This is a genomic window from Geobacillus sp. CX412 (assembly GCF_027942335.1).
Classification (GTDB): domain Bacteria; phylum Bacillota; class Bacilli; order Bacillales; family Anoxybacillaceae; genus Parageobacillus_B; species Parageobacillus_B toebii.
Genome location: NZ_CP103461.1, coordinates 610,195 through 635,512 on the forward strand (window position 1 = coordinate 610,195; position 25,318 = coordinate 635,512).

At 41.0% G+C, this 25,318-nt stretch carries 20 protein-coding genes, 2 pseudogenes and 1 other annotated feature; of the genes and pseudogenes, 14 read left to right on the forward strand and 8 right to left on the reverse strand.

From position 1 onward, the window contains the following. Window positions 1–50 precede the first annotated feature (50 nt). Genes NXM86_RS03185 through NXM86_RS03195 form a run of 3 tightly spaced genes read right to left on the reverse strand, consistent with a single transcriptional unit; the run spans window position 51 to window position 2,549 of the window. A complete protein-coding gene (locus NXM86_RS03185) occupies window positions 51–1,241 on the reverse strand; it encodes an acetoin utilization protein AcuC (RefSeq protein ID WP_081188736.1) in 1,191 nt (396 codons plus the stop codon). Next, window positions 1,238–1,882, reverse strand: coding sequence for an acetoin utilization AcuB family protein (locus NXM86_RS03190; RefSeq protein WP_062754995.1), 645 nt, complete (start codon window positions 1,880–1,882; stop codon window positions 1,238–1,240). The genes NXM86_RS03185 and NXM86_RS03190 overlap by 4 nt, the downstream gene beginning before the upstream one ends. A 34-nt stretch (window positions 1,883–1,916) precedes the next feature. Further along, on the reverse strand, window positions 1,917–2,549 hold the full coding sequence (locus NXM86_RS03195) for a GNAT family N-acetyltransferase (protein WP_015864826.1): 633 nt from the start codon (window positions 2,547–2,549) through the stop codon (window positions 1,917–1,919). A 173-nt stretch (window positions 2,550–2,722) separates the two neighbouring features. On the opposite strand from NXM86_RS03195, the pseudogene acsA reads away from it, so the two are divergent. After that, window positions 2,723–4,437 (forward strand): annotated as a pseudogene (gene acsA / locus NXM86_RS03200) (acetate--CoA ligase). Window positions 4,438–4,470: 33 nt separating this feature from the next. On the opposite strand, the gene NXM86_RS03205 reads toward acsA, so the two are convergent. Then, window positions 4,471–7,227: a transglycosylase domain-containing protein gene (locus NXM86_RS03205; RefSeq protein ID WP_498958608.1), complete on the reverse strand. Its 2,757-nt coding sequence runs from the start codon at window positions 7,225–7,227 to the stop codon at window positions 4,471–4,473. A gap of 166 nt (window positions 7,228–7,393) precedes the next feature. Next, window positions 7,394–7,614: a binding site (T-box leader), on the forward strand. 49 nt (window positions 7,615–7,663) lie between these two features. Here NXM86_RS03205 and tyrS point away from each other — a divergent pair. Continuing rightward, window positions 7,664–8,923: a tyrosine--tRNA ligase gene (gene tyrS, locus NXM86_RS03210; protein WP_015864822.1), complete on the forward strand. Its 1,260-nt coding sequence runs from the start codon at window positions 7,664–7,666 to the stop codon at window positions 8,921–8,923. A gap of 88 nt (window positions 8,924–9,011) precedes the next feature. Here tyrS and rpsD read toward each other — a convergent pair whose 3' ends face one another. Beyond that, entirely contained in the window at window positions 9,012–9,614 is a 603-nt protein-coding gene (gene rpsD, locus NXM86_RS03215) for a 30S ribosomal protein S4 (protein WP_015864821.1), read from the reverse strand. Window positions 9,615–9,955: 341 nt separating this feature from the next. Here rpsD and NXM86_RS03220 point away from each other — a divergent pair, with 341 nt between their 5' ends. Beyond that, a complete protein-coding gene (locus NXM86_RS03220; RefSeq protein ID WP_498958609.1) occupies window positions 9,956–11,833 on the forward strand; it encodes a sensor domain-containing diguanylate cyclase in 1,878 nt (625 codons plus the stop codon). Between the two features lie 51 nt (window positions 11,834–11,884). On the opposite strand, the gene NXM86_RS03225 is transcribed toward NXM86_RS03220, so the two are convergent. Together NXM86_RS03225 and hisJ are read right to left on the reverse strand one after the other, a co-directional pair. After that, complete coding sequence (locus tag NXM86_RS03225) at window positions 11,885–12,364, reverse strand: free L-methionine (R)-S-oxide reductase MsrC (RefSeq protein WP_015864819.1); 480 nt, start codon at window positions 12,362–12,364, stop codon at window positions 11,885–11,887. A gap of 58 nt (window positions 12,365–12,422) precedes the next feature. After that, window positions 12,423–13,226 (reverse strand): histidinol-phosphatase HisJ, encoded by an 804-nt coding sequence (gene hisJ, locus NXM86_RS03230; protein WP_081188732.1) that lies wholly within the window; start codon window positions 13,224–13,226, stop codon window positions 12,423–12,425. Window positions 13,227–13,411: 185 nt separating this feature from the next. Between hisJ and ezrA the strand changes: the two genes are divergently transcribed. From ezrA to mbcS, 5 genes and pseudogenes are all read left to right on the forward strand, one after another. After that, window positions 13,412–15,115, forward strand: coding sequence for a septation ring formation regulator EzrA (gene ezrA, locus NXM86_RS03235; RefSeq protein WP_062754986.1), 1,704 nt, complete (start codon window positions 13,412–13,414; stop codon window positions 15,113–15,115). 164 nt (window positions 15,116–15,279) lie between these two features. Further along, window positions 15,280–16,422 (forward strand): cysteine desulfurase family protein, encoded by a 1,143-nt coding sequence (locus NXM86_RS03240; protein WP_015864816.1) that lies wholly within the window; start codon window positions 15,280–15,282, stop codon window positions 16,420–16,422. Between the two features lie 5 nt (window positions 16,423–16,427). Continuing rightward, window positions 16,428–17,632: pseudogene (gene thiI / locus NXM86_RS03245) on the forward strand (tRNA uracil 4-sulfurtransferase ThiI). A gap of 80 nt (window positions 17,633–17,712) precedes the next feature. Further along, window positions 17,713–17,922: an alpha/beta-type small acid-soluble spore protein gene (locus tag NXM86_RS03250; protein WP_015864814.1), complete on the forward strand. Its 210-nt coding sequence runs from the start codon at window positions 17,713–17,715 to the stop codon at window positions 17,920–17,922. A gap of 144 nt (window positions 17,923–18,066) precedes the next feature. Then, on the forward strand, window positions 18,067–19,653 hold the full coding sequence (gene mbcS, locus NXM86_RS03255; protein WP_498958612.1) for an acyl-CoA synthetase MbcS: 1,587 nt from the start codon (window positions 18,067–18,069) through the stop codon (window positions 19,651–19,653). Window positions 19,654–19,831: 178 nt separating this feature from the next. Here mbcS and NXM86_RS03260 read toward each other — a convergent pair whose 3' ends face one another. Next, on the reverse strand, window positions 19,832–20,635 hold the full coding sequence (locus NXM86_RS03260) for an NAD kinase (protein ID WP_015864812.1): 804 nt from the start codon (window positions 20,633–20,635) through the stop codon (window positions 19,832–19,834). Window positions 20,636–20,771: 136 nt separating this feature from the next. Between NXM86_RS03260 and sppA the strand changes: the two genes are divergently transcribed. From sppA to NXM86_RS03290, 6 genes are all read left to right on the forward strand, one after another. Beyond that, window positions 20,772–21,782, forward strand: a complete 1,011-nt coding sequence (gene sppA / locus NXM86_RS03265; RefSeq protein WP_498958989.1) for a signal peptide peptidase SppA — start codon at window positions 20,772–20,774, stop codon at window positions 21,780–21,782. A gap of 13 nt (window positions 21,783–21,795) precedes the next feature. After that, the gene (locus tag NXM86_RS03270; protein ID WP_498958613.1) at window positions 21,796–22,275 is read left to right on the forward strand and encodes an RDD family protein; all 480 of its coding nucleotides are present in this window, start codon (window positions 21,796–21,798) and stop codon (window positions 22,273–22,275) included. A 68-nt stretch (window positions 22,276–22,343) separates the two neighbouring features. Next, a complete protein-coding gene (locus tag NXM86_RS03275; RefSeq protein WP_498958614.1) occupies window positions 22,344–23,030 on the forward strand; it encodes a DUF2953 domain-containing protein in 687 nt (228 codons plus the stop codon). Between the two features lie 12 nt (window positions 23,031–23,042). After that, complete coding sequence (ytfJ, locus tag NXM86_RS03280; protein WP_015864808.1) at window positions 23,043–23,471, forward strand: GerW family sporulation protein; 429 nt, start codon at window positions 23,043–23,045, stop codon at window positions 23,469–23,471. 75 nt (window positions 23,472–23,546) lie between these two features. Then, complete coding sequence (gene tpx / locus NXM86_RS03285) at window positions 23,547–24,047, forward strand: thiol peroxidase (protein WP_015864807.1); 501 nt, start codon at window positions 23,547–23,549, stop codon at window positions 24,045–24,047. 145 nt (window positions 24,048–24,192) lie between these two features. Beyond that, a complete protein-coding gene (locus tag NXM86_RS03290) occupies window positions 24,193–25,182 on the forward strand; it encodes a class I SAM-dependent methyltransferase (RefSeq protein WP_015864806.1) in 990 nt (329 codons plus the stop codon). Window positions 25,183–25,318 lie beyond the last annotated feature (136 nt).

Below are 25,318 nucleotides of genomic sequence, written 5' to 3' on the forward strand. Positions count from 1 at the left end.
CTATCGTTTTTACTAAGCCCCTTTTTGTTTTTTATGAAGATGATAAAATATCATTTATTAGAAATAGTTTGATCGGTTGATTTTTGTCGCTGACTGCGAATTGGATATAACGCTTTTTCTACCGTTTGAGCATTTTTTTCGGTAATTTCCGCTTTTCGTGGAATCGGTGGATATAGTGGTTCCGGATCATCCCATTCTTGCGGCAATGGGACAGGAGAACGCGATTGCCATTTATCAAGCCATGGCTTCGGTAATTTTCCGGAAATATTCGATTGTTCTGTCATTTCTAGCCAAATAAGCGCCCATGCCCGAGGAACAACGCGCCAAATATCGTAACCGCCGCCGCCAACTGCGATCCAACGCCCGTCACAATATTCGTGAGCGATTTGATGGGCGAGTTTCGGGATTTCACGGTATGTTTTCATCGTTACGGACAAATGAGTAAGCGGATCGTAATAATGAGCGTCCGCTCCGTTTTGCGTGAAAATCACATCGGGCCGGAAAAATTCCGCAATTTCTCGAAGCGCTTGTGTATAAGCGTCAAGCCATGATTCATCTTCTGTAAACGCATCTACTGGAATGTTAAATGAGTACCCATATCCTGCCCCGTGTCCGCGTTCATTCACACCTCCTGTTCCGGGAAATAGGTAGCGGCCTGTTTCATGAATGGAAAACGTACATACATTTGGGTCATCATAAAATGCCCATTGGACGCCGTCTCCATGATGGGCATCCGTATCGACGTAAAGAACGCGGAGTCCGTATTTTTCTCGAATATACTTAATGGCGACAGCGCTATCATTGTAAACGCAAAAACCGGATGCTTTGCCGCGAAAGCCGTGGTGAAGCCCTCCGCCTAAACTTAACGCATGCTTTGCTTTTCCGGATAGCACATAATCGACTGCAGTTAATGTGCTTCCTACCAACAAAGCGCTTGCCTCGTGCATATTTGGGAAAATTGGCGTATCTTCTGTCCCTAGTCCGTAGTTTAAGGCTGCCTGTTCAGGCAACTGGCCTTTTCCAGCTGCTTTGACCGCTTCAATATATGATTGATCATGAATTAAGGTAAGTTCTTCGTCCGTTGCGACTCTTGGTGCGACAATTTGTTCATCTTCTAATGCATTCATCGCGCGCAATAAATCGTATGTGAGTTTAACGCGAAGTTGGTTAAACGGGTGCTCATCATGAAATTTATACCGAAGGAAATCATCACTGTAAATAAATACACAATCTTTTTTCATGACGAAACCCCCGGTAAGTTTGGCCATAACACCGTATAGCCAGCATTTTTTAGATCGTTAATAATTCCAATCGGATTCATTGTCTGCACGCGGAAGACAAGAATTTGGTAGTTTTCGTCTTCGTCAGGATATAAAAGAACGCTGGAAATATTCGTATGTCTTTTGGCGATAATAGCGGCCGCTTTGCTTAACATGCCGCTTTCATTAGGCACTTTCACTTCAATTTGTGAACTAGGTTGATGTGCCCCCGTAAGCTGAATAAGCGTATATAATAAATCTGTTTCCGTCACGATGCCGACAAGTTTGCCGTCTTGGACGATAGGTAAACAGCTGATTTTATGCTCGTAAAACAGCGCCGCTACTTCTTCCACAAAATCGAGCGGATGTCCGACGATGACGTCTGTTTTCATAATCGTGCTGAGCGGTTTTTGTAAATCTTCGAGATGTTCGTGAAGACGAAAAATAGAAGGGCTTGCATCGCGAAGATCTCGATCTGTTACAATGCCGATAACATGGTTTTCGGCATCAACAATCGGAATATGGCGAATGCGCAGTTGTCGTACTAACTGAATCGCTTCTGCAATCGTATTTGTCGGCTGGAGTGTAACGACAGGAGTTTTCATAATTTGTTCGACAATCACTGATTCCTCTCCCCTTTGTTGTCAAGAAAGATTTTTAATACATGTACCGATTCATAAAGCGAAGGCGATCGAATTTTTGGATAGATTCTTGATCGACCCGTTTGCCGATGCGAACCATTAAGCAGTTAGCCGGATGGGAACAAATTTCAGGATCATCCGTTGCATACCAAACAAGCCCGCCGGCGTTCATCATTTTCTCCATTAATTTCCGGTATTCCCATACATTTAACCCCGTCCCTTTTAAATCCCAATGCCAGTAATATTCTGTTGTAATAATAATGTAATCTTCCATTGCATCATCCATCATCGATACAATCAATAAATTTTTTCCTACCCCATAACCGCGAAACTCCGGGATGACTTCAATTGCGCCTAACTCGATTAAATTTTCCATGTTTCCTTGTGACCAACGTTCAAGCGGGTCGGGATAAAGAAACGTAACATAACCAACAATGGTTTGGTTATGACGGGCGATAATGATTCTTCCTTCTGGCAGCTTTGCGATTTCAATGAGTGCTTTATGTTGCTGCGGCGGCTGGCGGAATGATGTCAAATCGTGATGAAATTCGTAACTTGCTAGTTTTTCAGCAGATACTGGCCCCTCAATAATTAATGTCCCTTTTGGGGTTTTTAATTCTTTCGCATTATACGTTTTTTTATGTTCCATAGAGCACCACCTAGATTTGTCTTTCTGCTAACATTATACATGAAAAAACGACTGGAAGCCCGGTTTCAAAAAAAGTTCACAAAAAATAAAAAGAAAATTTTTAAAAAATTGAGAATTCGGAAGAGATATACTATAATAGGACTGTAACCACTTACATAAGGGGGAGTCGGAGAATGAAAACGGAAGTACTACCGGTCATACAAGGGGACTATAATTTAAAAAATTATGAAGAAACATATAAAAATTTTGATTGGAAAGAAGTAGAAAAGGAATTTTCATGGTTTGAAACAGGCCGGGTCAATATGGCGTATGAAGCGATCGACCGCCATGCGGAAACGTTTCGAAAAAATAAAGTAGCTCTCTATTACCGTGATGCATCGAGAAATGAAAAGTATACATTCAAAGAAATGAAAGAAATGTCCAACAAAGTTGCAAACGTGCTAAAACAAGTAGCAGAGATTGAAAAAGGAGACCGCGTATTTATTTTTATGCCGCGCTCTCCGGAATTGTATTTTTCTGTATTAGGAATCATTAAAACAGGCGCGATTGTTGGTCCGCTGTTTGAAGCGTTTATGGAAGGAGCGGTGCGCGATCGGCTTGAGGATAGTGGAGCGAAGGCAATCATCACGACACCGGAACTGTTGCCGCGGGTTCCAGTCAATGATCTGCCTGAGCTGAAATACGTTTTTCTTGTCGGGGATAACATTGTGGAAGAAGGTCCGTATATTGACTTAAAGAAACGAATGAACGAAGCGAGCAAACATTTTGACATTGAATGGGTAGATCGCCAAGATGGACTTATTTTGCATTATACATCTGGTTCTACCGGCAGACCAAAAGGGGTTTTGCACGTTCACAATGCAATGATTCAACATTATCAAACAGCAAAATGGGTGCTTGATTTAAAAGAAGATGATATTTATTGGTGTACAGCTGACCCTGGTTGGGTAACGGGAACGTCATATGGTATTTTCGGTCCTTGGTTGTGTGGCGCTTCAAGCGTCGTTATTGGAGGACGTTTTAGCCCGGATGCATGGTATCAAGCGATTCAAGATTTCGGCGTAACAGTGTGGTATAGTGCACCAACGGCATTTCGCATGTTGATGGGAGCCGGCGATGAAATTGTCAAAAAATATGATTTAAGCTCACTTCGCCATATTCTCAGTGTTGGAGAACCATTGAATCCAGAAGTCATTCGCTGGGGATGAAAGTATTCGAGCGACGCATTCATGATACATGGTGGATGACAGAAACAGGCGCTCATCTTATTTGTAACTATCCTTGCATGGAAATTAAGCCGGGGTCGATGGGGAAACCGATTCCTGGTGTAAAAGCAGCCATTGTTGATGATCAAGGAAATGAGCTGCCGCCATATCGTATGGGCAACTTAGCGATTAAAAAAGGATGGCCGTCGATGATGAAAACGATTTGGAATAACCCACAAAAATATGAATCGTACTTCATCGGCGATTGGTACGTTTCCGGCGATTCCGCCTATATGGATGAAGACGGATATTTCTGGTTCCAAGGTCGTGTCGATGATGTGATTAATACATCTGGGGAACGTGTTGGTCCATTTGAAGTAGAAAGCAAGCTAGTGGAACATCCAGCGGTGGCGGAAGCCGGGGTTATCGGTAAGCCAGATCCGGTGCGCGGGGAAATTATTAAAGCGTTTATTTCGCTTCGGGAAGGATATGAACCATCAGAGGAATTGAAAGAAGACATTCGCCAGTTTGTCAAAAAAGGATTGGCGGCACACGCAGCGCCGCGGGAAATTGAATTCCGCGACAAACTGCCAAAAACGCGAAGCGGAAAGATTATGCGTCGCGTCTTAAAAGCTTGGGAACTCAACTTGCCGACAGGGGATTTATCGACAATGGAAGACTAAGAAAAAAGCTGATCGATATGATCAGCTTTTTTTTTAATGGTTCTTCGAAGGGCTATCTGATGTTTTCTTTTTTCCTTGATTTGGTACAGCGGCATTTTGTTCAGAAATGATGTTCGATGGCGGGGATTCATTGCCGCTTATATCTACTGCTGTCACATAATATGTTGCTTTTGGCTGTAGATTAGAAAATGTTAAAGATTTTCCAGCTTTAACGATAGAGACAACACGAAACGGCGCTCCTTTTTGTTCCGCACAATATACACGATAGCCAATGACGTCGTTTTCGTGGTGCGGCTTCCAAGTTATTGCTTCATTGGTGAGTTGGACGGTAGGCGGGTCTGGACGTTTTCCGTTTTCTTTCATTTCGCTAACCAATAATGTTCCGTTCCACTCGGCGGAGTTTATATTGTAGATTCCTAGTTCTTTGAGCAATTTTTTATTAAGTATGACCCCGCTTGAAACAAACTCGCTCGGCGTTGTATTAAGCGCGATGTACCGTTTGCCGTTGACTTCAACAAAGCGTCCTTCGATTAAATATTGGTCCTTACTTTGCTTTGGGGTGAATTTTGTATTATATAAATCATAGTTGACTAATCCAGCTTTTTCGCATAAATCAGATGGAACGAACCCTGAAACTGTACAATATGCACGACGGACGATGCCGCCTGGCATATTGAATCGCGTTTTTGGAGCGATTAGCTGCGGCTTTACATCATAAGCCGCATTCATTAGTTGTGCCCATAATAGCTGGGTTCGTTTGCTATAGGATAACCCTTTATATTTTAGCTGCAGCGGTGCCGGAGTATCATATCCCATCCAAACGCCAAATGTAACGTTCGGATTTGTTGCAACAAACCATGAGTCCTGATTATTTTGTCCTGTTCCCGTTTTCCCAGCCCAATCCGCTTGGAATTTTAAATAATACGGAAGAGAGGACGCTGTGCCTCGGCGAATAACGTCTCTCATCATATCAATCATTAAATAGGATGTCTGCGGAGAAAAGACGGGAACGGGCTTACTTTGATGTTCGTAAATGACTTGTCCATCTTTCGATACAATTTTTTCAATTAAATACGCATCGATAAATGTTCCGTAATTCGCAAATGTGGCATAGGCGTTGACATTTTCTTCTACTGTCACTCCTTTATTCGTTCCTCCGATCGCCAAGGCGACGTGGTTTTCTTCTGTTTTTGCCACACTGGTAATGCCCATTTTGTGCAAATATTGTACTGGATGTTGATTCATGATCTTCATATATGTTCGAATCGCAGGAATGTTATAAGAATACTGCAAGGCGCGTCGAGCGGTGACTAAACCGTGTGTTTTTCGGTCCGCTTTTTTTGGAGTGTAATAACCTTTACCTGTCTTGATGTGTAATTCTGTGTCTGGGATGATGGAACCGGGCTGAATAATGCCCATTTCCATTGCTGGCGCATATACGAGCAGCGGTTTCATTGTCGAACCGTTTGATCGATATGCTTGTGTGGCGTGATTGAGCTGCTCTCGCCCGTAATCTCTGCCGCCGACAAAGCTAATAATTCTCCCTGTCTTATTTTCAATAAGGATTGCACCGACTTCGACAGGTTCCCGCTTTGCAACCGTTTTGCCCGTCTGTTGATCTTTTACGTATTGAATAATGTCGTCGCCGTAATATTGATAATTTGCAACTACTTTTTGCATGCGATCGTAAATATTTTTGTCAATCGTTGTGTAAATGTTATACCCGTTTTGGCGAAGCTGTTTTTCTGCTTTTGCTAAATAGCGTTCATAAAGAGATGCGTCTTGCCATAACTGCTGTTTCTCATACCCATCTTTTTTGGCTAAAACTTCCGCTAGCGCTTCTTTCGCACGCTTTTCAATTTCCATCGTGAGCCACGGATATTTCTCAAACGGTGATGGCTTCGGTGGCGCAAAATGTTTGGCGATATCATATTGCAGCGCTTCTTTATATTGCTTTTCGGAAATATAGCCTTCCTGTTTCATGCGTGTTAACACCGTTTTCATGCGATGCAATGCTGGGGATAAATCTTTTTTCACTTTTCCATCGCTTGTAAATGGCGTATAAACGAAAGGGCTTTGCGGAAGGCCGGCTAAAAATGCTGCTTGGGCTAGATTTAAATCTTTCGCATTTACTCCAAAAACGCCTTGGGCCGCTGCTTGGATGCCGGCAATGTTGCGCCCGGATGAGTTTCTGCCGAATGGAACGACATTTAAATATGCCTCTAAAATTTCATTTTTGCTAAAAAATTTTTCGAGGCGAAGCGCAAGCAATATTTCTTTCGCTTTCCGTTCAAACGACGCTTCATTGGTTAATATTTGATTTTTCACAAGCTGTTGCGTTAGCGTGCTTCCGCCTGTTTGCATTGCAGAGTTGGTAGCTTCTTGAAAAAGCGCCCGGATAATTGCTTTTGGAACAATACCGTGATGTTCGTAAAAATATTCGTCTTCTGTTGCGATCAGTGCTTTTATGACGTAAGGGGAAACATCTTTCAATTTTACTTCTTCTCTCTCTAAATCCGTGCGGAAATTTCCAAGATAAACGTTATTGGCGAAGTAAATATGCGTTGTTTCCTCATAGTTGTAAATATCTGTTTTCATTTCTTGATACGAAGGAAGCGGCATATCTTTTACTAAAAAAGCAAAATATCCGGCGCCAAGACCGACCGCAAAGCAAATGGCGCATAGTGCGAAAATAAGAAAAATAAGAAAAAGATTCCAACATACTTCATATGTAATGAGAAAATAGCGCCATGCTTTCTTTAGGGAAAACGTTTGTTTTATATGCTCCATGGGCATTCCCCCTATATAAACAACAAATAAATGTAAACACAGTATATCATATTTTTTGTTGAATATTGCGGCTTTTGTCATTTTTCTTTCATTATAAATGCGATCTGATTCGGTTTGACAAATTTATGAGAGTATGATAAAAACATGTATATCAAAAACGATATACATAAAAGCGATGACAGGAACGAGTAGTGTTTATCTCCCTGTTTCAGAGAGCTAGTGGTTGGTGTGAACTAGCACATAGATAAACACGAATTACCTCCTCGAGCAGCTTTTGCGAACGGATTGTCCAAGTAGCAAAAGACGGCATTTGCCGTTATCGAAATGAAGTGAGAAAGCGCTATGCTTTCTAAGTAGGGTGGTACCGCGATGTCAATCGTCCCTTCAGTTTAAGGGGCGATTTTTTTATGAAAAAATAAAAAAAGGGGTGGATCAAATGGACTTGTTGCAAGAGTTGGAATGGCGCGGATTAATTAACCAAGTCACGGATAAGGAAGGGCTTCAGAAATTACTAAATGAGGAAAAAGTGACGCTATATTCCGGATTTGACCCTACGGCGGACAGTTTGCACATCGGACATTTATTGCCGATTTTAACGCTGCGCCGATTTCAGCTAGCTGGCCATCGTCCAATTGCGCTTGTTGGCGGTGCGACCGGGCTAATCGGAGACCCAAGCGGAAAAAAAAGCGAGCGTACATTAAATGCAAAAGAAACGGTGCAACAATGGAGTGAACGCATTAAAGAACAATTGTCAAGATTTTTAGATTTTGATGCGAAAGAAAATCCGGCGAAAATCGCCAACAACTATGATTGGATTGGTTCGCTTGATGTGATTACTTTTTTGCGCGATGTTGGAAAAAACTTCGGGCTAAACTACATGCTGGCGAAAGAATCGGTGCAATCGCGCATCGAGACAGGCATTTCGTTTACGGAGTTTAGCTATATGATTTTACAATCATTGGACTTCTTAAAACTTTATCAAAACGAACAATGTCGTTTGCAAATTGGCGGCAGTGACCAATGGGGAAATATCACAGCAGGATTAGAGTTAATCCGAAAAACGGAAGGAGATGCAAAAGCATTTGGATTAACCGTTCCGCTTGTTACCAAAGCAGATGGAACAAAATTCGGGAAAACAGAGAGCGGAGCCATTTGGCTTGATCGGGAAAAAACGTCTCCATATGAGTTTTACCAATTTTGGATTAACACAGACGACCGTGATGTCATTAAATATTTAAAATACTTTACGTTCTTATCGAAAGAAGAAATTGAAGAGCTAGAAAAACAATTGCAGAAAGCTCCGGAACAGCGTGCGGCGCAAAAAGCGTTAGCTGAAGAAATGACGAAACTTGTCCATGGAGAAGAAGCCTTGAAGCAAGCGATTCGCATTTCGGAGGCGCTCTTTAGTGGAAGTGTGTCACAATTAACAGCAGAGGAAATTGAACAAGGGTTTAAAGACGTTCCTTCTTTTGAATATAAGGGAGAGGAAGTTCCGTTAGTGGAACTCCTTGTCATGGCGAAGATTGTGCCATCGAAACGGCAGGCGAGGGAAGATATTACAAATGGAGCGATTTACATCAATGGCGAGCGCATACAAGACGTCAATGCAGTGATTACAAAAGAAAACCGCATCGAAGGACGTTTTACCATCATTCGCCGCGGAAAGAAAAAATATTATTTAATTCGCTACCAATAAAAAAACCCGGGAAGACCGGGTTTTTTTATTGGTAGATGATCACAAGAAAAAAATCCCTCCAGAACCATATCTGAAGGGATGCGGCGCATTAACGAGAGTAGAACTCAACGATTAATGCTTCGTTAATTTCTGATGGCAATTCGGAGCGTTCAGGTAAACGAGTATATGTGCCTTCAAGTTTTTCAGCATCCAATGTTAAATAATCTGGTACGAAGTTGTTCAATTCTAATGCTTCTTTAATGACTTGAAGGTTGCGAGATTTTTCGCGGACAGAAATCGTTTGGCCAGGTTTCACGCGATAAGATGGAATGTTTACACGGTTTCCGTCAACTAAAATATGGCCGTGCGTTACAAGCTGACGAGCTTGGCGGCGAGTACGCGCAAAGCCTAAACGGTAAACAAGGTTGTCTAAACGTGATTCTAAAAGAATCATAAAGTTTTCCCCGTGTTTACCAGGCATTTTGCCAGCTTCTTCAAACGTTTTGCGGAATTGACGTTCGTTTACGCCGTACATATGGCGAAGTTTTTGTTTTTCTTGCAATTGCAGACCATATTCCGAAAGTTTTCTGCGTTGACTTGGACCATGTTGACCTGGTGGGTAAGGACGTTTTTGCAACTCTTTACCTGTACCGCTTAAGGAGATTCCTAGGCGGCGAGAAATTTTCCACGTTGGACCTGTATAACGAGCCATTCAATGCTCCTCCTTTTGCTTTTATTTCGGGTAAAATAAAAGCAGGCGTGCGTCAACAATTATGGCCATTTTGTTTTCATGTATCCTCGCTCTAGCAGCTAAGAGTTACACGATACACCTCGTTATCGAGGAACAAAATGGAACCATAAAGGTGAGCACTAAGGCTGCTATATTTTACACAAAGGGTATTATATGACTTTTATAGGGCAAAGTCAATATTTTTATTTTCCTTATTTCGAGATAATATGATATAATAAAAGATGTAATTTTTTGAAAAGTTTTGTATATACTCCATTCTAAAACTAACTGGAATGAGAACATCAGTTTAGGTGAAAAGGGCGATGAAATTAGAAGAAGAAAAAGTGTACGGAGCCTTTAAACAGAAATTTTTTCATTGGTTTTTATCGTATGATGATTATGAGAATTTTTCCAATGTGATCACAGAATTGCTGTTACTACTCAAACAGGAGCTTATGATAAAGCAAGCTGCTTTTTTTGTGTTTGATCCTTTAAATAAATCGTTTTATCCGGAAGCAATCACGAAATCAGAAGAAAGTCACTCTCCTTTCTGTCATCAAATTCTGCCTGACAATATAAAAGCAATGGTAGATGATGAGCAGCAGACGATACAAATTCATGAAGATGAAAAGTATATAACCGCGCAAATTTTCCTTCGTCTTTCCGAGGAGTTAATCGGGATGTTGCAGCTAGTGTATGATCGCCAGCTTTTCATAAGCAGAAGGCTGCTAAAAAAAATCAAACAAGATTTTTCAACGCTTTTCCGAAAGTTCAGGATGATATCCCAAGGGCTTAGCGATGAAAAACGTTATGAACAGCTTCATCGGTTTGCCGCGAAAATTCATTCATCGATGAAGATTGATGATGTGCTCGAGGAAATTATTAACACTCTTAAGCAAGTATATCCGTCCTTTACATACCATTTGCTTTTGTCGCACGATAATCAGCATCACGGGCATTTGCCAATCAAACCGCTTGTTTTTGATGAAAGCGGCGAAAATATGGCAGCGATGCAGGCTTTTTTGACGGGGAGAATTCAGTTTGAAGACTCCATTTCGCTGCATCGTTCCGTTTTGTATGCGCCGATTAAAGGAGCGCAGGGCGTTTACGGTGTTATTGAAATTATGGCCCCTTACATTATGGAGTTTCCAAAAAGGGAAATCAATTTTATTTCTTTGCTTGCCAATACGGCGGGAAGCGCGTTGGAAAATGCGAAATTGTATGAGCAATCCCGTCGTCTCGTTGCGGATTTACAGCTAATTAATGAAACGATACACCAGTTGAATGCAAATTTGCGTCTTCAAGATGCCATTGAATTTATGGTAAAGCAAATTAAGCAATCGTTTTGTGCGGATGAAGTCGGTTTTTTCTGGTTTGAAGGGAGGAAACGAAAGCTATTACCTGGGAGCACACCATTTTTTCAATCCTGTAAATCCAAAAAGTATATTGAATTTGTGGAAAAGAAAATGAAAACGGAAAAGGATATCGTCTTTGTTGGAGATGCAAAAATTCATGCTTCTCTTTCCGTTCCTGTCTATCACTCTCTAATGGCTGCTCCTATGGTTCAAAATGGGGAGCTAAAAGGAGTTACGATTGTTTTACATCGCGAACCATACCATTTTACGTTTGAAATGTTTAAACTGTTGCAGTCACTGATTCAACATTCCACCCTCGCATTTACGAATGCGATGTTAAGAGAAGAGCTTGAAAAGCACGTTGTTACGGACTATTTGACGAAATTGTATACAAGACGCTATTTAGATGAACAAATCAAAACATCGATGCTTCATGACGAATTTGGAACGTTTATTTTAGTCGATATTGATAATTTTAAACAAGTAAATGATACATATGGACATCAAATCGGGGATCATGTGCTCGTTCAGGTTGCCAACATCATTCGTTCCAATATTCGCGCTAGTGACATCGGCGCTCGTTGGGGCGGGGAGGAACTTGCCGTCTATTTGCCGAAAGTGTCATTAGCCGTAGGAATTTCGATTGCGCATCGTCTTGCTGAAAAAGTAAGAAAGGAAACACATCCTCCTGTAACGATTTCATGCGGCATTTCGTATTGGAAAAAAAATCGTCCCGAAGAAGCGAAAGATTTATTTAAACGGGCTGATGAGGCGCTTTATGCGGCGAAAAGAACAGGAAAGAATTGTATTTTTGTGAAAGATTATGTTCGTCAATATAAAGTGTAAAAAGGAATCCGTTCATTCGGATTCCTTTCTTCTCGATTATTGTTTTCTATCCTATAATGTCGCTATAATGACGTCGACGAACTTTTCCAAATATTTTTGATCTGTTTCATCAAAACGATTTTTGATCGGACTATCAATGTCTAGTACACCGATTACATTCCCATCTTTTATCATAGGCACGACAATTTCTGATTGCGATGCAGCATCACATGCAATGTGCCCTGGAAACAGATGAACGTCAGGAACGATGATGGTTTTTTTGTTTTTTGCGGCGGTGCCGCATACACCTTTGCCAAACGGAATGCGTACACAGGCCGGAAGCCCTTGAAACGGACCTAACACAAGCTCATCGTTTTCCGTTAAGTAGAAACCAACCCAATTGATTTGTTCGAAAAAATGATTTAATAAAGCGGAAGCGTTGGCTAAATTAGCGATGAAGTTTGATTCTCCTTCAATTAACGCGCGCAGCTGTTGAATGACAAGTTCGTAGTTTTCTTCCCGTGTTCCGTTATAAGCGACAGCATGAAACAATGTTTTTCCGCCTCCTTTGTCCATATGAGGATATTCTATGGTGGTTATAGAAACTTTGTCAATCGAAAAACGCTTCTTTTAGCATAACGTCCGTTCCTTGATGTAAATCGTTTGCGCTATGTGCGTCTGAACCATATATAATACGGATGTTTCGCTTCATTGCCTCGCGGATTACCCAGTTTGGCGGATACGGCTGCAAACAAAGCGGTTTTCTAGCACCTGCACCGTTATAGTCAAGCTCATAATCGCGGAGTTTTATTTCATCGAGAATCCGTAACAGCGGCTCCGTCATCGGTGAAGAACAAGGGAAGCGTTTTTGAAATTTATGGATAAGCGTCATATGGCCAATGCGTTTCGGTTTATACGGGCCAAGATTTGCGCGAATCGATTGCAAAACTGTGTCGTAATACGCATTGTACACATTGTCGATCGAGCCGAATAATGTTATGATATCGGCGAACATTTCAGGGCTGTAATCGATACAGACGTACTGTCCTTTGCAATAGAGAAAATGTACAGATAAAATGCCGTCATCTAACAACGGTCCGACATCTTCTAAAAATCGTGCTGTTTTTTCTTCGAAACCGAGAATAAAATCGACTTCAAGACCGATGTGGATGATAATATCATTTTGATAACGTGCTTTCAAATCGGTTAATGATGCGAAATAATGATCGATTTGTTCGCGACGCATTGCGCTATCTTGATATGGTGTCGGATCGGTAAATCCTTCTGGAAGCGGGGCATGCTCTGTAAAAGAAATTTCTTTATAGCCAAGCATAATGGCCCGTTCAACGTATTGTTCTAGTGAATCGCCGCTTCCGTGCGGACAAAACGGGGTATGGATGTGCCCGTCACGCAAAATGACTCACTCCTTCCTTAATATAAGAAAAATGAAGATTTCTGTGAAAAAAATAAAAAATTTGGTCAAAAAATGTCGTTAACATGGTATCATAAAAACATTGAAAAAACATTACGCAAATTTGCCTTCTCGGTTAACCTCATTTTCTTTTGTGACTAACTCGGGTGCAAGGGGGCTATTTCTTGATGGAAATCGCAGTTATCGTTCTACTCCTTCTTGGCGGAGTAATGATATATAATCATGTGTACCGAAAAAAAATGTATAGCGAAATTGATCGACTGGAAGCGTGGAAAATTTCGATTATGAATCGACCGGTGCCCGATGAACTTTCGAAAGTAAAACAATTGAATATGACGGGAGAAACGGAACAATTGTTTGAGAAGTGGCGGCAAAAGTGGGACGATCTCGTAGCTGTTAAATTGCCTGACGTGGAAGAAAAATTATTTGATACAGAAGAATTGCTTGATAAATATCGTTATGCAAAAGCAAAAGCGGTGTTGCGTGAAATCGATCAGCTGCTGCGTCAAGCGGAAGAGGAAGTTCAACTCATTATTGATGAAGTGCATGAATTGATCGGCAGTGAGGAGCAAAACCGTACTGAAATAGAAGAGTTAAGAACAATGTATCGTGAAGCGAAAAAAACGTTGTTGGCTTATCGGTATACGTTCGGAGTTGCAGCGGCAAAGCTAGATGAAAAATTAGAAGAGATCGAATCAAAATTTAAACAGTTTGAGGAATTAACAGCATCAGGAAACTACTTGGCTGCGCGGGAAATCGTTCTTTCATCAAAAGGGGAACTAAACAAAGTTACAGAGATGATGAGCGATATTCCAGAATTATTAACAGAGTGTCAAACAACGATTCCAGCCCAGCTGGAGGAGCTTTACGATGGATATAAAGAAATGAAGCAGGAAGGCTATATCCTTGATCATTTACAAATAGATCGGGAAATAGTGCAAAAGCGGGAAAAAATTGAACAGTGTATGCAAATGATTGGCGATTTGCAAGTAGAAGAAGCAAAACAAGGGATTACTGAAATAAAAGAAGAGATTGATACATTATACGATTTATTGGAAAAAGAAGTAATTTCCCATCACTACATAAAAACAGAAATGTCTCGTATTGAAGAAATGTTGAACGAGCTCAACGAAGAAGCGAAAGAAACAAGTGAAGAAACATTGTTTGTACAGCAAAGCTATCGGTTATCGACAAAAGATCTTGAAAAATATCGCAGCATTGAAAAACAAATCCATCAGTTAATGAAGCGTTTTGAAATCATTCAAGCCCGCATTTTAGAAGCGAAAACCGCTCATTCGCTTTTAAAAGAAGAATTAGAGCAGCTGTTGGCGCAAATAGAAATGATGAAAGAAGAGCATGAGGAGTTTCGCAAGATGTTGCAAACATTGCGAAAAGACGAGCTAGTTGCCCGCGAAAAACTAGATGAGATGAAGAAAAAGCTGTCGGAAGCAATGCGGCTTGTGCAAAAAAGCCGGTTGCCAGGGCTTCCAAAATCTTACGAATTGCAATTGTCGGAAGCAAAAGATAGTTTGATGAAAGTCGCGGTGCGTTTGGAGGAAAAACCGCTTAATATGTCTGCTGTCCATCAAGCGTTGGAGGAATCCGGAAACATGGTTCAGCGCGTATATGAACGGACGGTGGAAATGATTGAGCAAGCATCTCTTGTCGAAAAAGTGATTCAATATGGGAACCGCTACCGCCGTCGCTATCCTAGCGTAAAAGAAGGATTGGAAGAAGCCGAATTTCTATTTCGCCATTACGATTATGAACAGGCGCTGGAGCAAGCGGTAGCGGCTTTAGAAAAAGTGGAGCCTGGTGCGCTTCAACGCATTCAACAAATTTTTCGTGATGAACGTTCCAAGGAAGAATAAACGATTCGCAAGACCGATAAATATCACTGGATAGATAGAGATATTTATCGGTTTTTTTGCGAATAATGTAAGTATAATATGTTTCGGTTGATGTTTAACGGCTTTCTTTATTATAATTACTTACTAGTGTACAATTTGTTAACGATAATCGGAGGATGGACGTGATGATTTATTTAGATAACAGCGCAACAACAAAACCGTTTCCTGAAGTGGTGGATTCGTTTGTCACTGTGGCTACAAAGTATTTCGGAAATCCGTCCTCTCTTCACGAATTAGGAATGAAAGCGGAGCGGCTATTAACGCAAGCTCGTGAACAAATTGCCGCGTCATTGCAAGTCAAACCGAGCGAAATTATTTTTACATCTGGAGGAACGGAAGCAAATAATTTTGCCATAAAAGGAGTTGCCTTTCAATATCGCCATCGCGGCAATCATATTATCACGACGGCGATTGAGCATCCATCTGTATCAGAGGCTTGCCATCAATTGGAACAATTAGGATTTGAAGTGACATATTTACCGGTGAATGAAAATGGTGTCGTTACAGTTGAGCAAGTAAAAAAAGCGCTGCGCGATGATACGATTCTCGTTTCGATTATGCATGTCAATAATGAAGTTGGCGCTATTCAACCTGTAGAAGAGATTGGTGAGCTGCTTTCGAGCTATCCGAAAACGATTTTCCATGTCGACCGAGTGCAAGGAATCAGTAAAGTACCGCTTGATATGAAAAAAGCGCATATTGATTTATGTACAATGTCGGCTCATAAGTTTCATGGGCTGCGTGGTGCGGGAATTTTATACGTTCGCCAAGGAATTCAGCTTTCGCCGTTGTTAGCGGGCGGAGGGCAGGAAATGCAGCTCCGTTCTGGGACCGAAAATGTTCCGGCAATTGTAGCAATGGCAAAAGCGTTGCGGATGTCGTTAGAAAAATACGACAAACAAATCGATTATTTACTTGAAGTCAAGCAAGCTTGGCTCAATGAATTAAAAGAGATTCCCTTTATTCAAATAAATACGCCATTAGAGCATTCCGCCCCGCATATTATTAACTTTTCTTTAGATGGCATTAAACCGGAAGTGTTTGTTCATGAATTGGAAAAAAACGATATTTTTGTTTCCACTACATCGGCGTGTTCTTCGAAAAAGAAGGCGCCAAGTAAAACATTATTGGCGATGGGAATGGGGGACAAACGGGCGGAAAGCGGCATTCGCATTAGCCTTTCCTTTGAAAATACGCTCGAAGAAATTCCGATTGCTATCGCCGTGATGAAAAAGGCAATCGAAAAATTAAGAGAGGTAACGAGGTAATTGCTATGAAATATGACCGTATTTTAATTCGCTATGGAGAAATGACGACAAAAGGTCGAAATCGAAACTTGTTTGTTCGCCGTTTAAAAGATAATGTCGCTAAAAAACTTCATGCGTTTCCGAATATTAAAATCGAATATATGCGTGATCGCATGTACATTTTACTAAACGGAGAACCGCATGAACCGATTATTGACAAATTAAAAAATGTATTTGGCATTCATTCATTTAGTTTAGCAATGAAATGTCATAATGAATTGAACGAAATAAAAGAAACAGCATTGGCAGCTGTTAAGCAGCTTCCTCATGAAGGAAAAACGTTTAAAATAAGCGCTCGAAGAGTGGACAAGCAATTTCCGTATGGAAGCAGCGAGTTAAATTATGAAATTGGCGCTCATATTTTGCGCAATACAGACGGGTTAACGGTAAATGTACATGATCCTGATATCGATGTCCGCGTGGAAGTTCGCCAAGAAGGCACATATATCACGTGTCACGATATTCCAGGTCCCGGGGGCTTGCCGGTGGGATCGAGCGGCAAAGCAATGCTCATGCTTTCCGGTGGAATCGATAGCCCAGTTGCCGGGTATTTGGCAATGAAGCGCGGATTGGAAATAGAAGCGGTTCACTTTTTTAGTCCGCCGTTTACAAGCGATCGGGCAAAACAAAAAGTGATTGATTTAGTGAAAAAATTAACCACGTACGGAGGAAAAATAAAACTTCACATTGTTCCTTTTACAGAAGTGCAGCAAGCCATTTATACACAAGTGCCAAACGAATACTCGCTTATTTCAACAAGAAGAGCAATGCTAAAAATTACTGATGCGTTGCGTCAGCGGCATCGCGCACTTGCGATTGTGACAGGGGAAAGCCTTGGACAAGTTGCCAGCCAAACTCTAGAAAGCATGTTTGTCATTAATGATGTCACCACAACGCCGATTTTGCGGCCGCTTGTATCGATGGATAAAATAGAAATTATCGACATTGCTAAAAAAATTGACACACACGATATTTCGATTCTTCCATATGAAGATTGTTGTACCATTTTTACGCCAAGATCGCCAAAAACAAAACCAAAAAAGAAAAAGTGGTTCATTATGAAAGTTTTGTTGATTTACAACCATTAATAGAGAAGGCGATCGCAAATACGGAAACGATGGTCATCGACGAACATTCCGCAACGGAAGATGAGTTTGAACAGTTATTCTAAATCCCGAAATTTACCAATGAGATAAATGCATGAAGCCATATGTTTTCACACATTCTATAGGTACAAGGAGGTGAAAACATATGGCACGCAACAACAATTCGAATCAATTGCTTGTTCCAGGAGCACAACAAGCTCTTGAACAAATGAAATACGAAATCGCTCAAGAATTTGGCGTAAAATTAGGCGCTGATACTACTTCTCGCGCTAACGGTTCTGTTGGGGGAGAAATCACAAAACGCCTTGTTGCTATGGCGCAACAACAATTAGGCGGTACTCAACAACAATTTTAATTGAATATATATGGCTACGAAGGCGGGTTTATCCCGCCTTTTATTATTTTTTAAAAATATTCAAAATATATAAATTATTTTGTATAATGTAAGTAGCATGCGCTAAATTGGCACCTATCATATTGTAAAGGGGAGTTGGAGAAAATGAAGCGGGAAAATTTCATCGCGCCGGAACGCTATAATTTAACGTCTGAGATCGAAAAACATGCGATGGTTAATCCGAATAAGCTTGCTTTAAAATGGGAAAATGAACAAGGGGAAACACGGGAGATTACATATGGCGATTTAATCAAACACGCCAATCAAATTGGAAACGCTTTATTAAAACGTGGGCTTGAAAAAGGGGATAAAGTGCTTGTTATGGTGCCCCGCTTAATTGAAGCGTATGAAGTATATTTAGGAACATTAAAAGCGGGGCTGGTAGTCATTCCGAGTTCGGAAATGCTCCGCACAAAAGATCTGCAATACCGTATTTCCCATGGTGAGGTAAAAGCGATTATTGCGTATGAGCCATATGTGGATCAATTTGAACCGATCGGAAACATTGACCATATTATGAAATTCGTTGTCGGAAAGACGAAACCGAGCGGTTGGATCAATTTAGAGGAAGCGATGAAGGCAGAAAGCGATGAGCTTGTTGCTGCTGACACATCCCGTGATGATATGGCGTTTTTATCCTATACATCGGGAACGACCGGAAATCCGAAAGGGGTCGTTCATTCGCACGGGTGGGGGTATGCGCATTTGCGCATCGCTGCGAAAAATTGGTTATGCATCGAAGAAAATGATCTTGTCTGGGCGACTGCCGGTCCAGGATGGCAAAAATGGATTTGGAGCCCGTTTTTATCAACGCTCGGTTCAGGCGCCACTGGGTTTGTGTATTATGGCCGGTTTGATCCAGAAAAATATTTACAGCTTTTAAGCAAGTACGAAGTAAATGTGCTTTGCTGCACGCCGACGGAGTATCGGCTAATGGCAAAAGTGCCAAATATCGGCGATTATAAGCTTCCGCATCTCCGCAGCGCCGTATCAGCCGGAGAGCCGCTTAACAGGGAAGTGATTGATACGTTTGAAAAATATTTCAACATTCAAGTCCGGGATGGATATGGACAAACGGAAAATACATTGCTTGTCGGCGTTATGAAAGGTATGAAGATCAAACCAGGCTCCATGGGCAAACCGACGCCGGGAAACATCGTTGAGATTATCAATGAAAACGGGGAACCTTGCGCCGTCGGCGAAGTTGGCGATATCGCCGTCCACGTCGACACTCCAACGCTGTTTAAGTATTACTATAAAGATCCGGAAAGAACGGCGATGCAATTCCGCGGTGATTATTATATTACAGGGGATAAAGCGAGAAAAGATGAAGATGGGTATTTTTGGTTTGAAGGGCGTGGAGATGATATTATCATTAGCTCCGGTTATACAATCGGACCGTTTGAAGTAGAAGACGACCTTGTCAAGCACCCTGCGGTAAAAGAGTGTGCTGTCGTCGCTAGTCCAGATGAAATACGCGGTTATGTTGTGAAAGCGTTTGTTGTTCTTCGCGAAGGAGTAGATAAAAATGATCCGGCGCTGATTCCAAAGCTGCAGGAGCATGTCAAACAGCTGACCGCACCGTATAAATACCCGCGTAAAATTGAATTTGTCGATGATTTGCCGAAAACGCCGTCAGGAAAAATCCGTCGCGTGGAGCTGCGCGAACGCGAGATGCGCCTTGCAAAGTAGCAATAAAAAAGTAAAAAAAGGACTGTTTCAAACAGGAAACAGTCCTTTTTTGCTCTTAAACGGCATTGTGGGCGAAAGACTGTCTCCAGACTGACTTGTCTTATCAAAAAGCTAAATCACAACAAAAGCAAGAACACCCCAGCGGGCGAAGAACGGTTTACTTCCAGAGAGAGTTTTCTTATAAAAACACTCGTTTTACTTTGTCCCAGAAAGAATTGTCTTTTAAACGGACGGTTTTAATCACTCTGTCGCTTAAGATGACATCAATTTTTTCAATATGTTGAATGCTTAATGCTTCATTATCTAAACCAATGATTGGAAAATGGCTTGTTTCATCGGACATTTTTAAAGTTAATTTTCGCTCTCCGCTTAAAATAAACGATGAACCGAGCGTCCGGTAACGGTTATTATTGAGTGAAGCTAACTCGCTTACTTGAAAGCAAGGAAGAAGCGGATCAACGACAGCGCCGTTTACCGATTTATTATATGCCGTACTTCCTGTCGGTGTCGAAATGATGATTCCATCTCCACGAAACGTTTCAAAGTGCAGGTCGTCAATAAATACGTCCATCGTTAATGTTTTAATAATTTGCGAGCGAATGGAACATTCGTTTAAACAGAAAAATGAAGCGGTGCCATCAATGGTAACTTGAATAATTGGATATTTTCTTACTTCCAGCTGTAAATTTTTTATTGCTTCTGCCATATGATCAATGTCATCAATTTGAAAGTCGCAGTAAAACCCGCGTGACGGAAGTGTGGAAATCCCGACATATAAGCAATCGTTGCGAAATCCTGTTTGACGCACCGCTTGTAAAAACGAGCCATCGTCCCCGATGCTGACGATGATATTCGCTTTTTTATGATCATCGACTACCACAAACGGACCTTGTTTTGCAAGCGTGATCAGCGGTTCTACACGTTTCATCAGTTGTTCATCACGCTTATAAAAAAAATAAAGATGATTGCGCTCGTCTGCCATTTAAAACCCTCCCATTGTCTCGTTGTCATATTTTAGTCAATTGGTAATTATGGTACAATAAGTGAAGTATACATAATTTAGTGTAACACTTTTACACGAAATCTAAAAATAAGTTGTTTTCATAGGGGGAAGAATGATGAATCGAAAGCGATGGATTGCGTTATTGATTGCTGTTGTATTATTTGTTTTTTCCGCCTTAGTAAACGTTATTACTACACTGTTAACAAGCGATGTGGAAAAATGGTCGGGAAATTGGCTTGCATTAGTGCAGAATGAGTTCAGCGAAGAGGTTCTTGAAGATGGCGATGAATTGCAAAAAATCGTTGTTCTTGAAGTAAATGGAGTCATTCAAGATGTAGGAGATACGGGGGCGCTATTTGCTGCAGCAGGATATGATCATCAATCATTTTTGCGAATGATTGAGCAAGCAAAAAATGACGATACGGTAAAAGCGATTGTGCTAAGAGTAAATTCACCTGGGGGCGGCGTCGTGGAAAGCGCGGAGATTCACGACCAACTGCTGGAGCTAAAAAAAGAAACGAAGAAACCAATTTACGTTTCAATGGGATCGATGGCAGCTTCGGGAGGATACTATATTTCGACGGCAGGGGATAAAATTTTCGCAAGTCCTGAAACGATTACCGGTTCGCTGGGGGTGATTATGCAAAGTTTAAACTATGAAGGACTTGCTAAAAAGTATGGAGTAAAGCTTGTCACGATCAAAAGCGGACCGTATAAAGACATTATGAATCCGACAAGGGAAATGACGGAAGAAGAAAAGAAAATATTGCAGCAACTAATTCAAAATTCTTATGAGGGATTTGTGAAAGTGATTTCCGAAGGCAGACATCTTCCGGAAAGCGAAGTTCGAAAAATTGCCGATGGGCGAATTTATGATGGAAGACAGGCAAAACAATTGCATTTGATTGACGAATTTGGTTATTTGGACGATACGATCGCCGCATTAAAAAAAGACCATCGTTTGTCGGACGCGCAAGTGGTGAAATATACAAATGAATTTTCATTTAGTTCCCTATTTCAAATGGCGTTCAATCGAAACGCAACGCCAAAGCATGAAGCAACCGAATTAATAAAATTGCTTTCTAAACCTTCTTCACCGCGCTTAATGTATTTATATGCTGAATAAAGGAAGTGGAAAAATGACCGGAGAGTATCTGCCAGTTCCAGTAGAGGCAAGAAACGAAACTGGCGCAAATGTATCTTCTCATGTACGATATGCTGGGTTTTGGATGCGATTTTGGGCATATTTGCTCGATTTGCTTGTTGTCTCCAGTTTAAACCGTTTGCTTATTTTTCCGCTCTTTCATCTGTTGGATATTTCTGTCGATCGGACGAATATGTTTGCGCCAGCAACGATTGCTACGACCTTGACATTTTATGCATATTTTGTATTGATGACAAAATTCTTTCAACAAACATTAGGAAAAATGGTATTTGGATTAAAAGTGATTGATGAGTCAGGAAAGCCATTAACATGGACGACCGTCTTATTTCGTGAAGTGATCGGAAAGTTTATCGCGAAAACGATTTTATTTATCGGATTTCTTTTTGTCGCTTTTTCAGAAAAGAAAAAAGGGATGCACGACCAGTTTGCTGATACACTTGTCATTCATGAATAAACCTGTCATATTGGCAGGTTTATTTTTTTGCGCATATGGTGACAATGGTATGTTGAAGGGGAGTGCTGATGTTGAAAATTGCGGTAAGTATAGTTGTCGCTCTTTTTCTATTGATTTTTGTTTTATCGGTGATGAAGTTGTCGATTACAATTCTTTTTCAACATGCACAAGATGATGATGAATGGAAAATTACGTTTCGAACATTATTTGGGATTATTCGATATACGATACATATACCATTAGTAAAAATAGAAACAGAATCGCCGGGCATTGTCGTTGATCATAAAGAAACAGTAAAAAATATTTCTGAAAGCAAGCCAAACCGAAGCAAGTATACGCTAGAGGATATTATCGATAGCTTTCAGAAAGCAAAGGAGTTTGCCAGACATGTCGTACGACTGAATGCAATTATAAAAAAATTCCTTCGTCATATATCCATTACGAAATTCGAATGGCAGACGAAAATCGGAACAGGAGATGCAGCGGCAACAGGGATGATTGTCGGATTAGGATGGTCGTTGAAATATAGTTTGGTTGCATTATTTAGCAAATATATGAAACTACAAACGTCACCTTGTTTAATGATTACTCCATCTTTTCATGAAGCAATTTCCGAAACGAAATTCGTATGTATGATTCATTTTCGAATCGGGCATGCTATGTTAGCAGGAATACGAGTTGTGAAATATTGGCGTGACTATCATTTGTCAGAAATAAAAACATTTGTCACCCAGCAAACAAATGAAAGCTACTAGGAGGAATCTTGCATGAGCAATCATCCAATTCAAGGGCTTATGACAACAGCGATGGAAAATTTAAAACAAATGATTGATGTCAATACAATTATCGGTGATCCGGTCGAAACGCCAGACGGAAGTATCATTTTAACGGTTTCCAAAGTAGGTTTTGGATTTGCGGCGGGTGGTAGTGAATTTATGATGGATGGCAATGGCGCTAGTCAACAACAGGCTAGTGAGCATCCATTTGGCGGCGGAAGCGGCGGCGGTGTTTCCATTACGCCTATTGCCTTTTTGATCGTTAACTCTTCGGGAGTAAAACTGCTTCATCTTGACGAAAGCACTCATTTATATGAAAAGATATTGGATGTGGCACCGCAGGCGATTGAGAAAATTCAAGAGATGTTAAAGAAAAATAAAAAGGATTCGCCAACAGAAAAACACGATTTTGATATTTGATAAGTTGAAACCATTGAAATTTTTTGGTATTCCCTTTATGATGACAGTAGTACATATTTTAAGGGGGGAAGACCAATGGCGCAAGTTACATTTAAAGGACAACCGGTAACATTAGTTGGTAATGAAGTGAAAGTGGGAGACAAAGCACCTGATTTTAAAGTATTGGCTAACGATTTATCGGAAGTCACGCTCGCTGATACGAAAGGCCACGTCCGCTTGATCAGTGTTGTTCCGTCGCTGGATACAGGCGTTTGTGATGCGCAAACACGCCGGTTTAATGAAGAAGCAGCAAAATTGGATAATGTGAAAGTATTGACGATTAGCGTTGATTTGCCGTTTGCGCAAAAACGCTGGTGCGGGGCGGCAGGTGTGGAAAACGTACAAGTTCTTTCTGACCATCGCGATGTTTCCTTTGGGCAAGCGTACGGCGTGCTGATTAAAGAATTGCGTTTACTGGCACGCGCGGTGTTTGTCATTGACAGCAACGATATTGTAACATATGTGGAATATGTGCCGGAAGTAACAAATCATCCGAACTACGAAGCGGCCATCGAAGCGGCAAAAGCAGCAAAATAACCGAAAAGACCTCGACTTGTTCGAGGTCTTTCCTATTTTATCGACACAGGCTTGCGATCGGCAAATGTTCGTTTATCCTTCTTGCTATTGGATTGTGCACATCGTACAATAAAATATTGGACACTTACGGAAAGGTGGAGGAACAATGGCAACTCCAGTAGAACGTTTGTTTACATTATTTGATGAAACAGCCAAAATTTTGCAAGATGAATTACAATGCACCTATTTAGAAGCGGTGGCAGAAACGGGAGAAAATGTGTTTCACGGCGATGTCCTTCAAGAAGAAGTGAGCGAAGTCAACGCGAAACGTCTCAAAAAACAATATGCCGACATTCAACTCGAACGGTTTACGAATGAAGAAATAAGAAAAGCATTTCAGCTTGCGGTGTTAAAAGGAATGAAGGAATATACACAACCGCATCATCAAATGACCCCGGATGCGGTTAGTTTATTTATAAGCTATTTAGTCAATCAATTTACTCGCCAACATCTGGCGCTTACCATTCTTGATCCTGCCGTCGGTACCGCGAATTTGCTGACAACGGTGCTTAACCATCTTAAAGGGAAGCAAACGAAAAGTTACGGTGTGGATGTGGACGATGTATTAATCAAGCTGGCATATGTGAACGCGAATTTGCAAAAACACGCGATTCAGCTTTTTAATCAAGATGGGCTGCAGCCGCTATTTGTAGAGCTTGCAGATGTAGTCGTGTGTGATTTGCCTGTCGGTTATTATCCACATAAAGAAAATGCTTCTCGCTTTGCATTAAAGGCGGAAGAAGGACATTCATACGCCCATCATTTGTTCATTGAACAAAGCTTGTATTATACAAAAGAAGGCGGCTACTTGTTTTTCTTAATTCCAAATACATTATTTTCAAGTGACCAAGCGGCAAAATTGCATGAATTTATTAAAGAGCATGCGGTTATTCAAGGATTGTTGCAACTGCCGCTATCGATGTTTAAAACAGAACAAGCAGCAAAAAGCATTTTTATTTTGCAAAAGAAAGGAGAAAACGTAAAAGCACCGAAAAAAGCGTTGTTAGCGGAACTTCCCCGTTTCTCCAATAAACAGGCGATGCAGGCGATGATGAGAAAAATTGATGAATGGGTTACAGAAGAAAAAGGGAAGTAAAACAGTTCCCGTGATAAGTGGGAACTGTTTTTATTTTCAGAAGATAGTAATTATTTTTATTTTCGAAAGATAAAAATATAGGCTTGTCACCAAATTATCACAAATAATTTGCTTGAAAGGGTGGATGAACAATCAT

Excerpts from the sequence above, each read along its gene's own strand:
- NXM86_RS03195 (WP_015864826.1), bottom strand. The coding sequence starts at position 2,549 with ATGGAACATAAAAAAACGTATAATGCGAAAGAATTAAAAACCCCAAAA.
- NXM86_RS03275 (WP_498958614.1), top strand. The coding sequence starts at position 22,344 with ATGTTGAAAATTGCGGTAAGTATAGTTGTCGCTCTTTTTCTATTGATT.
- NXM86_RS03220 (WP_498958609.1), top strand. The coding sequence starts at position 9,956 with ATGAAATTAGAAGAAGAAAAAGTGTACGGAGCCTTTAAACAGAAATTT.
- rpsD (WP_015864821.1), bottom strand. The coding sequence starts at position 9,614 with ATGGCTCGTTATACAGGTCCAACGTGGAAAATTTCTCGCCGCCTAGGA.
- ezrA (WP_062754986.1), top strand. The coding sequence starts at position 13,412 with ATGGAAATCGCAGTTATCGTTCTACTCCTTCTTGGCGGAGTAATGATA.
- NXM86_RS03185 (WP_081188736.1), bottom strand. The coding sequence starts at position 1,241 with ATGAAAAAAGATTGTGTATTTATTTACAGTGATGATTTCCTTCGGTAT.
- tpx (WP_015864807.1), top strand. The coding sequence starts at position 23,547 with ATGGCGCAAGTTACATTTAAAGGACAACCGGTAACATTAGTTGGTAAT.
- mbcS (WP_498958612.1), top strand. The coding sequence starts at position 18,067 with ATGAAGCGGGAAAATTTCATCGCGCCGGAACGCTATAATTTAACGTCT.
- ytfJ (WP_015864808.1), top strand. The coding sequence starts at position 23,043 with ATGAGCAATCATCCAATTCAAGGGCTTATGACAACAGCGATGGAAAAT.
- NXM86_RS03260 (WP_015864812.1), bottom strand. The coding sequence starts at position 20,635 with ATGGCAGACGAGCGCAATCATCTTTATTTTTTTTATAAGCGTGATGAA.
- sppA (WP_498958989.1), top strand. The coding sequence starts at position 20,772 with ATGAATCGAAAGCGATGGATTGCGTTATTGATTGCTGTTGTATTATTT.
- tyrS (WP_015864822.1), top strand. The coding sequence starts at position 7,664 with ATGGACTTGTTGCAAGAGTTGGAATGGCGCGGATTAATTAACCAAGTC.
- NXM86_RS03250 (WP_015864814.1), top strand. The coding sequence starts at position 17,713 with ATGGCACGCAACAACAATTCGAATCAATTGCTTGTTCCAGGAGCACAA.
- NXM86_RS03205 (WP_498958608.1), bottom strand. The coding sequence starts at position 7,227 with ATGGAGCATATAAAACAAACGTTTTCCCTAAAGAAAGCATGGCGCTAT.
- NXM86_RS03240 (WP_015864816.1), top strand. The coding sequence starts at position 15,280 with ATGATTTATTTAGATAACAGCGCAACAACAAAACCGTTTCCTGAAGTG.
- NXM86_RS03290 (WP_015864806.1), top strand. The coding sequence starts at position 24,193 with ATGGCAACTCCAGTAGAACGTTTGTTTACATTATTTGATGAAACAGCC.
- NXM86_RS03270 (WP_498958613.1), top strand. The coding sequence starts at position 21,796 with ATGACCGGAGAGTATCTGCCAGTTCCAGTAGAGGCAAGAAACGAAACT.